Here is a 15,144-nt window from a genome sequence, read left to right on the forward strand (position 1 = left end):
ACGATTATTCGTCCCGATTCGGATAGATCATCTTCTTCAACCCCTCCTTTTCCTCCATCCCATCGAACGCGTTCGACAATCCGTCGAGACCATACTCGTCGGTGATGAGCGATTCGACGTCGATCCGCCCGTTTCTCAGGAACGTGACGGCGCGGGTGAAATCGTTGGGCGTCAGGGAGAACGTTCCGACGAGTTCCGTCTCGTCGTAGTACACCGAGAACGGATCGATTTCGACCGTCGCGTCCTGCGGCGGGACGCCGAAAATCAACGTGGTTCCCCCGGCGGACGGCAGCGACAGCGCTATCTCGATGGTTTCGGGCAACCCGACCGCCTCGACGGCGATATCCACGCCATCGACGAGTTCGTCGAGTTCCGATTTCAGGTCGGTTTCCACGGGATCGATACCGTAGTCCGCGCCGGTTTCGAGCGCCAGTTCGCGTCGGTGATCGACAGGCTCGGAGACGATGACCGTTCCCGCGCCGCTCGCGCGGAACGTCTGTGAGAGGAGTAGGCCGATGGGGCCAGCACCGATGATGACGACGGTGTCCCCGGATTCGAGGTCCACTTGATCGACGGCGTGGATACAGCAGGCAAGCGGTTCGGCGAACGCCGCTTTCCGGTACGCCAACTCCCCCACGGGTTCGACGTAGCCTTCGGGTGCGCGAACGTACTCGGCGAACGCGCCGTCGATGATGGTGTCGGCCGCGCCGCCGATGGAGGTGAAGTTCTCACAGAGGTTCTCCTTCCCGCTCTGACACGCTCGACAGTCGTTGCAGGGGATCGATGGGTTGATCGCCACTCGGTCGCCGACGGCGACGTTGGACACGTCGTCCCCGACGGCGACGACTTCCCCGGCGCTCTCGTGGCCCGGTATCATCGGGAACTCGACGGGGAACGTCCCGTGGTACATGTGATAGTCGGTCATACAGACGCCACAGGCGTTCACCCGGACGAGCACGTCCCCATCGTCCGGGTTCGGTCTTTCGTGCTCCTCGATAGCGACGGTCCGCTCGTCCGTCAGTACAGCTGCTTTCATTATCGACACCTGCTAATCCGTGGACCAGCGGTTAAAACTTCCCCCTACAGTGTCGCACTTCCAACCGACATTCTCCTGCGAAATACTTACTACCGATGCGTGGGATATATTGACAAATGGGTGTACTAGACCGATTTGCGCTCGACGGAGAGACAGCCATCGTCACGGGTGCGGCCCGTGGACTCGGCAAGGAAATGGCGACAGCGCTCGCCGACGCTGGTGCCGACGTTGCAATCGTGGACATCGACATCGAGATGGCGGAGGAGGCGGCCGCCGAACTCGAAGAACTCGGCGTCGATACCGCCGCGGTCGAGGTGGACGTGACCGACGAAGCCGAAGTAGAGGCGATGGTCGAGGCGGTGGCCGACGAACTGGGTCCCATCGACGTTCTCGTGAACAACGCGGGCATCGCCGCGAACGAACCGGCCGAGGAGATGGAGTACGAGACGTGGCAACGGACGCTCGACGTGAACCTCTCGGGCGTGTTCCTGTGCGCGAAACACGTCGGACGGCGGATGCTCGACCGCGGCGAGGGACGGATCATCAACATCGCTTCCATGTCGGCCTACAACGTCAACGTCCCGCAACCGCAGGTCGGCTACAACGCGTCGAAGGCGGGCGTGCTGATGGTGACGAAGTCGATGGCCGTCGAGTGGGCCGACCGTGGCGTCCGCGTCAACGCCATCGCGCCGGGCTACATGCGGACCGAACTCGTGGAAGGAGTGCTCGAAGCCGACCCCGAAATGGAACGCACGTGGCTGGACAACACGCCGATGGGACGACTCGGTCGTCCCGAGGACTTGCAGGGAATCGTCGTGTTCCTCGCGTCCGAGGCGTCCCCGTACATGACGGGCGAAATCGTCCGCGTCGATGGCGGCTACACGTCGCGCTGAGACCGGAACTTCACGACGACGAGCGAAGCGCGCGAAGCTTTTCCATCGTTTCATCCCAGCCCTTGGCGGCCGCCGGTTCGTACGTGGCTATTTCCATCGTCGATTCGACGAGTTGGCGACCGGTTTCGAGGTCGGGAAGCGATCCGGCGGCGACCGCCTGCGTCAGCAGGTTTCCGGTCGCGGTCGCTTCGGTCGGTCCCGCGCGGACGACTAACCCGGTCGCGTCGGCGAGCAGTTGACAGAACAGTTCGTTTCGAACCCCGCCACCGCCGACGTGGAGCGTTTCGGGGGTTCGTCCGGTCGCCGCCGCGATCCCTTCGAGGGTGAGCGCCGCCGTCGCGGCGAGGCTATCGAGGAGACAGCGGACGGTTTCGCCCTCCGATTCCGGCACCCGCTGGTCCGTGTCGCGACAGTAGTCGGCTATCTGCTCTGGCATCGATCCGTCGATACTGAACGCGTCGGCGTCGGGATCGACTATCGACGCGTGTGCGGGTGCGTCCTCGGCGGCCCTCAATAGTTCCTCGTACGAGGTCACGCCGCCGTCCCGATTCCACGCCAGCCGACATTCTTCGAGCAGGAAGAACCCGTTGATATTTTTGAGCAGTCGAACGGTGTCGTCGACACCGAGTTCGTTCGAGACGCCCGCCTCGTAGGCCGCCGCGGAACGGTCGGGCCGTGGCGAAACCACGCCTAGGATGAACCACGACCCAGTGCTGAGAAAGGCGGCGTTTTCCGAAAGTGGCATCCCGGCGACCGCCGCCGCCGTGTCGTGACTCGCCGGGAGCACGAGCGTGGGTTCCGACGGAAGGATTTCCGCGTCTACCGTTCCAACGATGGTCCCGGGTTCGCACAACGGCGGCAGCGGTTCGGTCGGCAGCGACAATCGATCGAGGAGCGCGGTATTCCACGACCGCCGTCCGGGGTCCAACATCTGGCTCGTCGATGCGACCGTAACGTCGGTCACCGCCTCTCCGCCGAGGAGATACGTCAACAACTGGGGCATCATCAGGAGGCGGTCGGCGTCCGCGAGGAGGTCCGGTTCGTTCCGGGCCAGCGCGTGGTACTGCCACAGCGTGTTCGGCGTGTTCCAGTGATTGAGGCCGGTCGCCTCGAACAGTTCCCGCTTGCCGACCGTTTCGATGATATCATCGCGGGTCGCGCTGACTTCGGGGTCACGGTACGAGTACGGATCACACAACAGTTCGCCGTCGTTGAGCAGTCCGAAATCCAACCCCCACGTATCGATGCCGACCGTGTCGATCCCGTCGAGCGACGACGCCGCCACGGAGAGTCCCTCCTCGATATCCGTGAGGAGGTCGGTAACGTCCCAGACGTACCGGCCGTTCCGCTCGACCGGGTGGTTGTCGAATCGATGCACTTCGGTGATGTCCATCCGGTTCGGCTCGATTTCTCCGGTGAACACCGTGCCACCGTTCGCGCCGATATCGACTGCGAGGTGATTCATGCCGTTCTTTTCGTCACTGTGTATCCCAGTGATTTGAGTGTTTCCCGCGCGAAGCTCCTCGTGTCAGCCGACCAGCGCCGGTCGTAGCACTCCCCTCCCCCCGTTTACCACAGAAAAACGCCGCTCATATTCCGTCTCCTCCTCGATACCGTCCATCTGATGGATTCGTCCCCCAAAACATCGATGCCACCGCGAATCTATCGTGATCGTTCGGTACATTTTTTATCTTTCAGTTTAACTGTGGTGAACAGATATAAGTGGATGACCCATTGATAGGTACCATGAACGTAGATGGGCGTTGTCCGGTGAACGCGACGAAGACCTCGTTTACGCTGCTTGAAACCCTCGCGGCCGACGGTCCACTCGGGGTGACGGAACTGGCCTCCCGAATCGACACGACGAAGGGAACCGTTCACAACCACCTGACGACGTTGCGTAGCCTGGGGTACGTCAAACAGGTCGATGGCCGATACGACCTCACGCTTCGCTCGCTCGCGACGGGCGAGCGGACGAGGGATCGGATGCAGTTGTTCCGGGTCGCAAAGCCGTATCTGGACAACCTCACGAAGACGACCGGCGAGTACGCCGGTCTCTACGTCGGGGAAACGGGTTGCGCGACTCGTGTGTATCACGCGACGTGCTCCGATTCGTGGTCCCCCTCGTCGGTCAACGGCGATCAAGTGCCGTTGCACGCCACCGCGGCCGGGAAAGCGATACTCTCCTCCATGTCCGACGACCGCGTCGAGGACTGTATCCGACACCACGGATTGGACCGCTATACCGACGGGACGATTACCGACGCGTCACGGTTGTTCGAACAGTTGCGAAAGGTGCGCGACGACGGCGTCGCGTACAGCCGTGGGGAACGAATCGAGGACGTGAACGGTGTCGCCGCTCCGATCCGTGGAGGCGACACCGACGGACGGGCGGCCATCTGCGTCGTCGGTCCGGACGAGGTCCTCCACGGACGACATTTCGAGGAGGACGTCACGGGACAGGTGTTCAGCACCGCGAAGAAGATAGAACTCGACCTGCGTTCGGCGTGACGCGTTCAACTTCCTACCGCGTTCGACGTAATGCGTTCAACTCTCCTAAACACGTGTAACCGAGCGGTTGACCGTCAGCAGTAGAATATCCGTCCCACGACAGGAATTACATTGATATGCCTGTAATGGACAGTTGGCTCGGCGGGAGACCGGGACGACAAGAATCTCGCAGACCACGAGCTCGTTCTCGATACCAGAACACAATGTCTTCATTTGACCATCATCTACGACTCCGTATTTTCCCGTACCACTCTTCGACTGCGGTGCTGTCCCTGTTTTAGCGGGGATGTCGAACGAACGGGAGTGACGGCCGCGGCCAATCGAATTCTGATATCCAGAACACGACGAAACGTGATTCCGTAGAAACAGCTCCACGAAGATGGCTCGGAACGCCGTCCCCGAATCCCCTCGCCGACCAACGTCGGGACGTGGCCCCGTCCGTCCGGGCGTCGTCGGCAGTCGAGGATAGCCGTCGCTATCCCGGTGCTCGGGCGTGTCGTGCTATCGGATTAGACGCTCACCGTTCCGTTGACGAGTCGTCCGATACGATCGATGTCGATGGTAACCTCGTCTCCCTCGGTGAGGGTGAACGACTCCGGAGGGACGAGCGCAGTTCCGGTGAGTAGAACCAGCGTTTCGGGGAGCGTGTTGTGCCGTTCGAGATACGAGACGAGTTCCTCGCAGGTGGTCGCCATCTCACTCGTCGATGTCGAGTCCTCGTACATGATCTCGCCGTCGCGTTCGATCGTCAGCGACATTTCGAGGTCGTGCGGATCGCCGATCGTTTCCTCGGTTGCGACGCAGGGACCGAGTGAACAACAGCGGTCGTACACCTTCGCCTGCGGGAGATACAGCGGATTATCCCCTTCGATGTCGCGGCTGGAGACGTCGTTGCCGATGGTGTAGCCGACGATTTCCCCGCGATGGAGCACGACCCCGAGTTCGGGTTCCGGGACGTCCCACCCCGAGTCGCCGCGCACTCCGATGTCATCCCACGGACCGACCGTCCGGGAGGGCGTCGCCTTGAGGAACAGTTCCGGTCGCTCGCTGTCGTAGACGTCCATGTACACTTCCGGCTTGCCGCTCTCGGCTTTACGCGCCTCCTCGCTGATTCGGTACGTGACGCCCGCCGCCCACACCTCTTCGGCGATGACCGGTTGGAGGGTATTCCGGTCGAACGCGTCGAAATCGATCCGCTCGGCCTCGTCGATGCGTCTGCGGGCGATGGTGTCGATGGATTCGTCGCTCGCGTTCGCGGCGCGGGCGAGCGCCCGGAACGAACCGAGGTCGGGTGAGACGGCGGTGAGGTCGTAGGCGGCTCCGTCGTCGTCCATCACTACCAAGCTGTCTGTGGATGAGCGTGGCTCTCCACCGGGGAGTCGGTAATAGCGCATACACAGTGATGCTCGGAGAGTGTTAAAAGAGTATCGCCGCGGGAGGCCCGACGAGTCGCAGACGGCGTCGAGACTACTCGCTTCGGGCAAGCCGTTCGAACCTCCTATCTGCCGACTCGACGACGGTCGTTATTCATCGAACGACGTGAGTCGAGCTCACTGGCTCGACGAAGGTTACACTTCGTCGAACAGCGCAAATCACTGATTTGCTGGCTCGACGAGGCTCACGCCTCGTCGAAGAGGGTCTCACCCTCGACCATGTGTTCCTCGACGGCGTCGAGGTCGAGCGTGAGGCCGAGACCGGGCGTTTCGGGGATTTCCATCCGGCCCTTCTGAATGAGGTCGTCCTCCTCGACGAGGTCCTCCCACCAACCGAGCTGGTAGGAGTGGTATTCGACGGCGAGGCTGTTCGGAATCGCGGCCGCGACCTGTGCGGACGCCATCGTCCCGATGGGGGAGGAGACGTTGTGCATGGCGACCGGGATGTAGTACATGTCCGCGAGGTCGGCTATCTTTCTCGTTTCGCGCATGCCGCCGACGCGGGGGAGGTCGGGTGCGATGATGTCCACGGCCTGCGGTTCGAGCAGCGTCCGCTGGCCGAACTTCCGGTAGACGTTCTCGCCCACGGCGATGGGCGTCGTCGTCGAATCCGTGACCTTCGCTTGAACGTCGTGGTTCTCCGGCGGAATCGGGTCTTCGAGCCACCACACGTCGTACTCCTCCAGTTCGCGCGCGAGGCGTTTCGCGCTCCCGCTCGTGAACGACCAGTGGCAGTCGAAGGCGACGTCGGCGCGGTCGCCGACGGCTTCAGTGACGGCTTCGACGATTTCGACCTTGTGATCGATTTCCGGGCCGCGGAGGTGACGGTTCGCGCGGTCCTTCTCGTGACCCGAGGGCACGTCGAGGTCGAACTTGATGGCGTCGTAGCCCAGTTCCTCGACGACGCGGACGCCTTCGTCCGCGCAGGCTTGCGGGTCGGCTTCGTTTTCGGTGTGGAGGTCACAGTAGACCCGCACCTCGTCGCGGTACTTTCCGCCGACGAGTTGGTAGGCGGGGAGTTCGACGAGTTTGCCCACGAGGTCGTGGAGCGCGATTTCGATGCCCGAGATGGCCGAAATCACCTTTCCGGAGACGGAACCCTCCCCGGACATCTTCTGGACGAGATGTTCGTACAGTCGGTCGATGTCGAGCGGGTTCTCACCGACGAGGAACGGTTTCATCCGTTCGATGATTTCCGTGTCGCCGCCACCCCAGTAGGACTCGCCGGTCCCCACGACACCGGCGTCGGTGTAGACGCGGACGAGAATCCACGGGTAGTTGCCATCGACCATCGTCGTCTGGACGTCGGTTATCTCCGCATCACGGACCCCGCCGCGCCGATTGGTGATTCCCATCGTGTCGGCGGAGAGGTCACGCATCGTATACTCCGCGTTCGGGTCGCGGAGCTTCGCATGATCAACCATTGCATGAGGCTGGTTCCCAGAGGTCCGTTGTAAAGGTTGCGAATGGGGTGAGTCGTGAGGGTCGCAAAGGACAGAAGGCGGCGGTACGAACTACTCGACTGCGACCTTACTCGACCGCGACCTGCGCTTCGGTCTCGGCGGCCTCGTAGATGGCCGCGAGCGTTCGCATGTCCACGAGCGCGTGTTCACCGTTCGGCGTCGGTTCGACCCCGCGCATGACGCGGTCGGCGAAGTAGTCGAACTCCTCGGTCATCTCGTCCCCGAACAGGTCGCGGCGGCCGTCGTCGATCTCCATCTCGCGGCCGCCCGATTGGCGGATCGTGAGCGTCTGCGGCGTGATGCCCAAAAACGCCGGGTCGAGCCGTAACTCGCCCTCGGTTCCGATGATCTGGAGGCCACCCGAGAGGTGGCCGTTCTGACTGGCCGTGCAGGCGGCGTACGTGCCGTCGTCGAACTGTACCGTGAACGTGGCGTGCTCGTCCGGGACCTCGTCGAAGGCGTCGTGTTCGGAGTGCATCTGTGCGGTGACGCTCACCGGGTCGGCGTCGAGGACGAACCGGGTCGTGTTCAGCGGGTAGATTCCCAAGTCCATCACCGTCGCGCCGTAGCCGGCGAGGTCGGGATCGAGCCGCCACTGGTCGGGATTGCCGGAGACGAAGTCGAGCATTTGCTGTTCCATGTGACCGTGGACGGCGACCGGGTCGCCGATGGCCCCCTCGCGGACGAGTTCGCGCATCCGACGCACTTGCGGGTCTGTTTGCATCCGGTAGGCGACCATCAGCGGCACGTCCTCGGCGGCCGCGACGAGTTTCTCGGCGCGTTCGAGCGTCGCCTCCATCGGCTTTTCACAGAGCACCGATTTGCCGTGGTTCGCCGCGGCGCGCACGTACTGGAGGTGATACGCGTTCGGCGTACAGACGTACACGGCGTCGTACTCGTCGGTCGCCTCGCCGTCCACGAACTCGTCGTACGTGATGGCGGCAGTGGCCGTCGAAACCCCCTCGGCCGCGTCCTCGGCTTTCTCGTGGGAACTGCTGACGGTCACGGTCGTCTCGCAGAAATTCGACTCCCGGATCGCCGGGATGGCTTGCTCGCGCGTCCACCAACCGAGGCCGACCACGGCGATGCGGAGCGTTCCGGACTCCAGTGCTTCCCAGTCTCGTTCCCTGATCCCGTTCAGGTCGTCGATGGCGGTCATAACCGGGATGTTCGACCCAGTCGGCAAAAAGATAATGATAACGGTAGTAAAAATTTCTGTCAAACGTTACTCGGACCGTAACAGTCGTATGGTGGAAGTGAGAACACTAGCGTGATGTCGGATACGACACGGAACTACGTCAGCGGACAGTGGATCGAATCGGCGACGGGGGAGACCATCGAAGTCGAGAACCCCGCACGCCCGAGCGAAGTCGTCGCGCGATACCAGGACTCCAGTACGGAAGACGCCACCGAGGCCGTCGAGGCTGCCGCAGATGCGGCCGACGACTGGGCGGCGACGCCCGGCCCGGAGCGAGGCCGAATCCTCCGTGAAGCGGCGACCCTGCTCGCGGAACGGAAGGACGAACTCACCGACCTGCTCGTCGCCGAGGAAGGCAAGGCGAACGCCGAAGCCGGTGGCGAGGTACAGCGCGCCATCGACATCTTCTATCACTTCGCGGTGAAAGCGGCCGAACGCGGCGGGACGGTCAAAAACCCGAGTTCTCCGAACCAGAACCTCTACACCATCGAGGAACCGGTCGGCGTCGCCGCGCTCATCACGCCGTGGAACTACCCCATCGCCATCCCCGCGTGGAAACTCGCACCGGCCCTCGCGGCGGGGAACACGGTCGTTCTCAAACCCGCGTCGGCCGCACCCGGCGTCGCCATGGAAATCGCACGCGCGCTGGACGAAGCAGGTCTCCCAGACGGCGTTCTGAACGTCGTCACGGGTTCGGGAAGCGTCGTCGGCACCGAGTTCATCGAACGCGACGCGGTGGACGCCGTCTCGTTCACCGGCAGCAGCGAAGTCGGCGAGATGGTGTACGACCAAGCGACCGACTCCGGCAAGCGCGTTCAGACGGAACTCGGCGGGAAGAACCCGACCATCGTCGCCGATTCGGCCGACCCCGCCGAAGCGGCCGACCTCGTCGCGAGCGGCGCGTTCGGCGTCACCGGGCAGGCGTGCACGGCGTGTTCCCGTGCCATCGTCCACGAGGACGTCCTCGACGAGTTCGTCGCCGAACTCGTGGATCGCGCGGAATCCATCGATATCGGCCCGGGCGACGAGCACGAGATGGGTCCGCAGGTGAGCGAGAGCGAACTCGAATCGACGCTCGACTACGTCGAAGTCGCCGAGGCGGAAGGGGCGACGCTCGTCTCGGGTGGCGGAATTCCGGAGGGTTCGGCCGTCGAATCCGGCTACTTCGTCGAGCCGACAGTGTTCACCGACGTCGATTCCGAGATGCGCATCGCACAGGAAGAGGTGTTCGGCCCGCTCGTCGCCGTCATCGCGGTGAGCGATTTCGACGAGGCGTTGGCCGTCGCGAACGACGTCGAGTACGGACTCGCGGCGAGCATCGTCACCGACGACCACACGGAAGCGAACCGTTTCGTCCGCGAGGCGGAATCCGGGGTCGTGAAGGTCAACGACAAGACGACTGGCCTCGAACTCCACGTTCCGTTCGGCGGATTCAAGCGCTCGTCCAGCGAGACGTGGCGCGAGCAGGGTGACGAGGGACTGGATTTCTACACCATCGAGAAAACCGTCTACGACAACTACTGAACCGTCCGTTACCTTCGGCTCTCCATCGTTCACTTCGCTTTTATATTGGAATCGAAGACGTTTCGTCCATCGTGCGTTCTGATATCCAGAATGTTTATCACGGATGATTGTGTGGCCTCTGTTGACATGGACGCAAAACACCCGGTACAAACCACCGAAAAGACCCTCACGTTGGTCGAGGAGTTGATGCAACGGGGGTCGTGTGGCGTGACGGAACTCGCTGAGGGTTCGGGAATGGGAAAGAGCATGGTACACAACCATCTGACGACGCTCCGAAAACACGGCTACGTCGTCAAGTCCGGCGACGAGTACCGACTCGGGTTGAAGTTCCTCGAAGTCGGTGGTCACATCCGGAAATCGATGGAACTCTACGAGGTCGCGGAACCGGAGATCAAATCGCTCGCCGACGAGACGAGTGAACTCGCCAACCTCCTCGTGGAAGAACAGGGAAAGGGAGTGTACCTGATGCGGGCCAAGGGTGCGAAGGCCGTCGATCTGGACACCCACGCGGGACTTCGAACGTACCTCCATACGACGGGTCTCGGGAAGGCAATTCTCGCCTACCTTCCCGAGGAGCGCGTCGAGGAAATTATCGAGCGCTACGGACTGCCGCGGGTAACGCCACAGAGTATAGGCAGTCGGGAGGAACTGTACGAGACGCTCGAAAACATCCGGAACCGCGGATACGCCATCGACGACGGTGAACGATTGGAAGGGCTCCGCTGCATCGCGGCACCAGTGAGAGCCTCCTCGAACGAGGTGTTGGGTGCCATCAGCGTGTCCGCTCCGGCGAGTCGGGTCAGTGACGACGACCTTCACGGTGAACTGTCTAAGCGCGTGCTCAACGCGGCGAACGTCATCGAACTCAACATCAACTACTGAGTTCGAAAAATTGTCGTCGAACCGAAGTGGGTGGCCATGTCTTAGTACACGCCGACTCAGCCGAGCGCCACCGATTCTCCGCGTTCGTCCGATTCCACTATCGCTGAGAGCAACCGCTGAACGCGGTAGCCGTCCTCGAACGTCGGTACGTCGCTCGATATGGTATCGTCCACGCCACCGTTCGCAACCGTCGAGAGGAACTCGTAGTTTTCGTGGACGAACGTGTGTTCCCACCCGAGGACGTGCCCATCCGGCCACCACTGTGCGAGATACGGGTCCTCGTCCGCCGTGACCATGACCGTCTGGAACCCCTTGTCGTCCGGTCCGAGGTACTCCAGTTCGTTCGGCCGCTCGATGGAAAACCGGAGACTTCCCTCCGAGCCGTTGATTTCGAGGGAGTGGTCGTTCTTGTGCCCGGTGGCGAAGCGCGACGCCTCGAACGTGCCGACCGCGCCGTTCTCGAACGTCGCGTGTGCCGTGTAGGCGTCATCGACCGTGACCGGACGTGTTTCGTCCTCCCCGTCGACCGGCCGCTCGTCCACGAACGTTCTGAGCCGACCGCTGATATCCTCGATGTCGCCGGTTCGGTCCCCGACCAAGAATCCTGCGAGGTCGAGGGTGTGTGCGCCGAGGTCGCCGAGTGCGCCGCTTCCGGCGACCTCCTCGTCCAGTCGCCACGCCCACGGCGCGTCCGGGTCGGCGAGGAAATCCTGGAGATAGCTCCCTCTGACGTGACGAATCTCGCCGAGTTCGCCATCCTCGATGAGTCGTTTCGCGTAGCGGACGGCGGGGACGAATCGGTAGTTGAACGCGATGCCCGCGACCGCATCGGACTCGCGGGCGGCGTCCCGCATCCGCTCCGCGTCATCCAGCGTGTGCGCGAGCGGTTTCTCGCAGAACACCGACGTTCCCGCTTCGAGCGCGGCGATGGTGGGGTCGGCGTGAATCGAGTTCGGCCCGAGGTTGTAGAAGACGTCCACGTCCCCGACGACCTCCCGCCAGTCGGTGCCGTACCCCTCGAAGCCGAGTTCGTCCACTGCGTCCGAAAGCGCCGCCTCGTCCCGCCCGACGAGCACGCGCCGTTCGATTTCGGGTGCGTCCGGGAAGAACATCGGCAAGCGGGCGAGGGCGTTGGCGTGTGCTTTGCCCATGAACCGATAGCCGAGGACACCGACGGAGAGTGGTTCGCTCATGGTTCAGGCCCAGTAGGCGTCGCCGGGATTCGATTCGAAGACCGCCCGGTCGAGTACGTCCACGGCTTTCTCCATTCCCTCCGTCGCGGACGTGAGCGAGTCCTCGTGTTCGATGGAGAGCGCGCCGTCGTACTCGACCATGCGCAGCGTCGAGACGACGTCCTTCCAGAACTCCTCGCCGTGGCCGTAGCCGATGGAGCGGAAGAGCCACGAACGGTCGATTTCGTCCGTGTACGGCGTCGTGTCGAGCACTCCTTTCTCGCGGGAGTTCGCATCGTACACCTCGGTGTCCTTGGCGTGGAAGTGGTGGATGGCGTCGTGCTCGCCGAGCAGTCGAATCGCGTCGGTGATGTCGATACCCTGCCAGAACAGGTGGGACGGGTCGAAGTTCGCGCCGATGCGGTCGCCCGTCGCCTCGCGGAGTTCGAGCAGTCCGCGCGGTTCGTAGACGAGCATGTTCGGGTGCATCTCGATGGCGACGTTCACGCCGTGGTCGTCCGCGAACGATTCCAGTTCCTGCCAGTACGGAATCGCCACCTCGTTCCACTGGTACTCGTGTGCCTCGTGGTGCTCGTCCGGCCACGGCGCGGTGATCCAGTTCGGCACCGAATCGTCCGGTCCGCCCGCCGGAAGCCCCGAAAACGTCGTCACAGTGTCCACGCCGAGTTGACTCGCGAGTCGAATCGCGTCGCGGAGTTCCGCGTCCGCCTCGTCGCCGTTGACGGGATGCAGCGGGTTGTTGTGCGTCGCCAACGCCGAGACGTACAGGTCGTTCTCGTCGAGGAGCGCTTGCAGTTCGGACTGTGCGTCCTCGTCGTCCAGATACTCCTCCTTCGGTAGGTGTGCGTCGCCGACGAACCCGCCACAGGCGAGTTCGACCGCGCCGACGCCGAGTTCGGAGAGATACGAGAACGTGTCTTCTATCGATTCTTCCGCTAATGCGACCGTTAGGACACCAACATCCATGATCGAGAATCACACTGTCGATTCATATACGTTGTGCTGTCACGCTCCCGAACGCCATCGGAGAGATACAAGTTACCAAATCACAAACTTTATTGTTGAATTCGAGTAACCTCCTTACGTGATTCAGAGGCAATGAAAGCAATTACTAGCGCGTTCGTCGGAACCGGACCGGACCCGGAGACACAGAACAACCAAGGATTTGCGATGGCGTATCGTCACGCCGCGGCGTACGACCACGCGGGAGCGGAGCTGGTCGCCTGTGCCGACATCGTCGAACCCAACGCAAAAGCGTTCGCCGAGTACTGGGATATCGAAGCGGACGGTGTGTTCGAAGAGTATCTCGACATGGTCACCGCGGTCGAACCCGACATTGTTAGTGTCTGTACGCCCCCACCAACGCACGCCGACATCGTGACCGACATCGCACGGAGCGATGCGGTACAGGCAATACACTGCGAGAAACCCATGGATCGGACGTGGTCGAACGTCGAGCGAATGGTAGAGGTGTGTGACGAGGAGGACGTCAAATTGACGTTCAATCACCAACGCCGCTTTGGCCGAGGATATCGAAGGGCCAAGGAATTGCTCGATGCAGGCGAAATCGGAGATCTCCAACGGGTCGAGTGCGCGGCTCCCAACATCTACGACTACGGGTCCCACTCGGTGGACCTCTGTAACTACTTCAACGACGAGGGGAGGGCCGAGTGGGTCATCTCCCAACTCGACTACCGAGACGAAGACCTGTGGTTCGGTGCTCACAACGAGAACCAGACGCTCACCTCTTGGAGATACGAGAACGGCGTCTACGGACTCGCGACGACCGGAATCGGAGCGGATCTGGTCAACTGTCATAACCGCCTTGTGGGCAGCGAGGGCACCGTCGAAATCGGACACGGCTTCCCGAACAACGAAACCGACGACCAGATCCTCCGCATCAAGCGCGACGGGGACGACGAGTGGGAACACGTCGATTGTGACGGCGAGGGTCTCCACGGCCTCGATTCCCGGGAGTTCGGTCGAGTCTTCATTGACCGTGCGATAGCCGACGTCGTCGAAGCGGTCGAGAACGATTCCACCTCCGAACTGAACGCGAAGAACGCGCTCAAGGCGACGGAAATCGTCTTCGGCGCGTGGGAATCGTCACGACGACACGGCCGCGTCGAGTTGCCGCTCGACATCGAGGACAATCCACTCGATGCGCTGATCGAAGAAGGAACGCTCACCCCGGAACCGGCCGAGGATTGACCGATGCCAGAACTGTCGGTTTGTGTCGAGATGGTCTTCAAAGGAGCACCGTTTACGGAGCGAATCAGTCTCGCCGCGGCGGCCGGTGCGGACGCGGTGGAGTTCTGGGGATGGCGCGACAAGGACCTCGATGCGGTCGCCAACGCGTGTGACGAACACGACCTGAACGTCGCAGCCATGCTCGGCAGCGACGTCCCGTTGACGGACCCGACCCGAACCTCTGAGGCCCGCAGATCCATGCGCGACTCCATCGAAACGGCCGCACGCCTCGGCTGTTCGACCCTCATTATCACCGTTGGACAAGAACAGGCGGATATCGACCACCCAACTCAACGAGATGCTATCGTGGATTCTCTCGAGAGCGTCGCCCCCGACGCCGCCGACGCGAGCGTTACGCTCGCCGTCGAACCGTTGAACACGGCCGTGGATCACCCCGGTTACTTCCTCGAATCGTCGGCGGAAGGATACGACATCGTCGATACGATCGGCGATTCGAACGTCAAACTCCTCTTCGACGTGTACCATCAGCAGATCACGGAAGGAAACGTCATCGCCAACATGACGAGTCACCTCGACCATATCGGTTACGTCCACATCGCGGACGTTCCCGGTCGACACGAACCCGGAACGGGGGAACTCGACTACGGTAACATCCTCCCCACGCTCGCCGCTGCGGGTTACGACGGGTACATCGGGTGCGAATTCTCCCCCGAAGGTGACGACGCCGCGGCCGTGAGCGACTGTCGTGCTATCCTGAACGGGTAACATTTTTTTGCTTTTCTCCGAAAGCCTGTTTGATG

13 protein-coding genes are annotated in these 15,144 nt (G+C 62.2%); 6 read left to right on the forward strand and 7 right to left on the reverse strand.

The features are described 5' to 3' along the window. Window positions 1–4 precede the first annotated feature (4 nt). Window positions 5–1,036, reverse strand: coding sequence for a zinc-dependent alcohol dehydrogenase family protein (locus NKF25_RS06575; RefSeq protein ID WP_253225901.1), 1,032 nt, complete (start codon window positions 1,034–1,036; stop codon window positions 5–7). A 116-nt stretch (window positions 1,037–1,152) separates the two neighbouring features. Between NKF25_RS06575 and NKF25_RS06580 the strand changes: the two genes are divergently transcribed. Further along, window positions 1,153–1,929, forward strand: a complete 777-nt coding sequence (locus NKF25_RS06580) for a glucose 1-dehydrogenase (RefSeq protein ID WP_253225902.1) — start codon at window positions 1,153–1,155, stop codon at window positions 1,927–1,929. 10 nt (window positions 1,930–1,939) lie between these two features. On the opposite strand, the gene NKF25_RS06585 is transcribed toward NKF25_RS06580, so the two are convergent. Continuing rightward, window positions 1,940–3,394 (reverse strand): rhamnulokinase family protein, encoded by a 1,455-nt coding sequence (locus NKF25_RS06585; protein ID WP_253225903.1) that lies wholly within the window; start codon window positions 3,392–3,394, stop codon window positions 1,940–1,942. A 281-nt stretch (window positions 3,395–3,675) separates the two neighbouring features. Between NKF25_RS06585 and NKF25_RS06590 the strand changes: the two genes are divergently transcribed. After that, on the forward strand, window positions 3,676–4,440 hold the full coding sequence (locus tag NKF25_RS06590) for an IclR family transcriptional regulator (protein WP_253225904.1): 765 nt from the start codon (window positions 3,676–3,678) through the stop codon (window positions 4,438–4,440). A 509-nt stretch (window positions 4,441–4,949) separates the two neighbouring features. Here NKF25_RS06590 and NKF25_RS06595 read toward each other — a convergent pair. The 3 genes from NKF25_RS06595 to gfo6 form a co-directional block, all read right to left on the reverse strand. Then, window positions 4,950–5,834: a fumarylacetoacetate hydrolase family protein gene (locus NKF25_RS06595; RefSeq protein ID WP_253225905.1), complete on the reverse strand. Its 885-nt coding sequence runs from the start codon at window positions 5,832–5,834 to the stop codon at window positions 4,950–4,952. Between the two features lie 224 nt (window positions 5,835–6,058). Next, a complete protein-coding gene (locus NKF25_RS06600) occupies window positions 6,059–7,297 on the reverse strand; it encodes a mandelate racemase/muconate lactonizing enzyme family protein (protein ID WP_253225906.1) in 1,239 nt (412 codons plus the stop codon). A gap of 106 nt (window positions 7,298–7,403) precedes the next feature. Next, window positions 7,404–8,495 carry a D-xylose 1-dehydrogenase Gfo6 gene (gene gfo6 / locus NKF25_RS06605; RefSeq protein ID WP_253225907.1) on the reverse strand — a complete coding sequence of 364 codons (1,092 nt, stop codon included), beginning with the start codon at window positions 8,493–8,495 and terminating at the stop codon, window positions 7,404–7,406. Window positions 8,496–8,609: 114 nt separating this feature from the next. Here gfo6 and NKF25_RS06610 point away from each other — a divergent pair, with 114 nt between their 5' ends. Further along, complete coding sequence (locus NKF25_RS06610; protein WP_253225908.1) at window positions 8,610–10,058, forward strand: aldehyde dehydrogenase family protein; 1,449 nt, start codon at window positions 8,610–8,612, stop codon at window positions 10,056–10,058. 126 nt (window positions 10,059–10,184) lie between these two features. Beyond that, window positions 10,185–10,940 (forward strand): IclR family transcriptional regulator, encoded by a 756-nt coding sequence (locus tag NKF25_RS06615; protein WP_253225909.1) that lies wholly within the window; start codon window positions 10,185–10,187, stop codon window positions 10,938–10,940. A gap of 56 nt (window positions 10,941–10,996) precedes the next feature. Here the strand turns inward: NKF25_RS06615 and NKF25_RS06620 are convergent, their stop codons facing one another. Both NKF25_RS06620 and NKF25_RS06625 read right to left on the reverse strand, forming a co-directional pair. Continuing rightward, the gene (locus NKF25_RS06620) at window positions 10,997–12,133 is read right to left on the reverse strand and encodes a Gfo/Idh/MocA family oxidoreductase (protein WP_253225910.1); all 1,137 of its coding nucleotides are present in this window, start codon (window positions 12,131–12,133) and stop codon (window positions 10,997–10,999) included. A gap of 3 nt (window positions 12,134–12,136) precedes the next feature. Continuing rightward, window positions 12,137–13,099: a sugar phosphate isomerase/epimerase gene (locus NKF25_RS06625; RefSeq protein ID WP_253225911.1), complete on the reverse strand. Its 963-nt coding sequence runs from the start codon at window positions 13,097–13,099 to the stop codon at window positions 12,137–12,139. Window positions 13,100–13,231: 132 nt separating this feature from the next. Here NKF25_RS06625 and NKF25_RS06630 point away from each other — a divergent pair, with 132 nt between their 5' ends. Next, a complete protein-coding gene (locus tag NKF25_RS06630) occupies window positions 13,232–14,344 on the forward strand; it encodes a Gfo/Idh/MocA family oxidoreductase (protein WP_253225912.1) in 1,113 nt (370 codons plus the stop codon). 3 nt (window positions 14,345–14,347) lie between these two features. Next, window positions 14,348–15,109 carry a TIM barrel protein gene (locus tag NKF25_RS06635; protein ID WP_253225913.1) on the forward strand — a complete coding sequence of 254 codons (762 nt, stop codon included), beginning with the start codon at window positions 14,348–14,350 and terminating at the stop codon, window positions 15,107–15,109. The last annotated feature ends 35 nt before the right edge of the window (window positions 15,110–15,144 follow it).

The organism is Haladaptatus sp. AB643 (assembly GCF_024136975.1).
GTDB lineage: Archaea > Halobacteriota > Halobacteria > Halobacteriales > Haladaptataceae > Haladaptatus.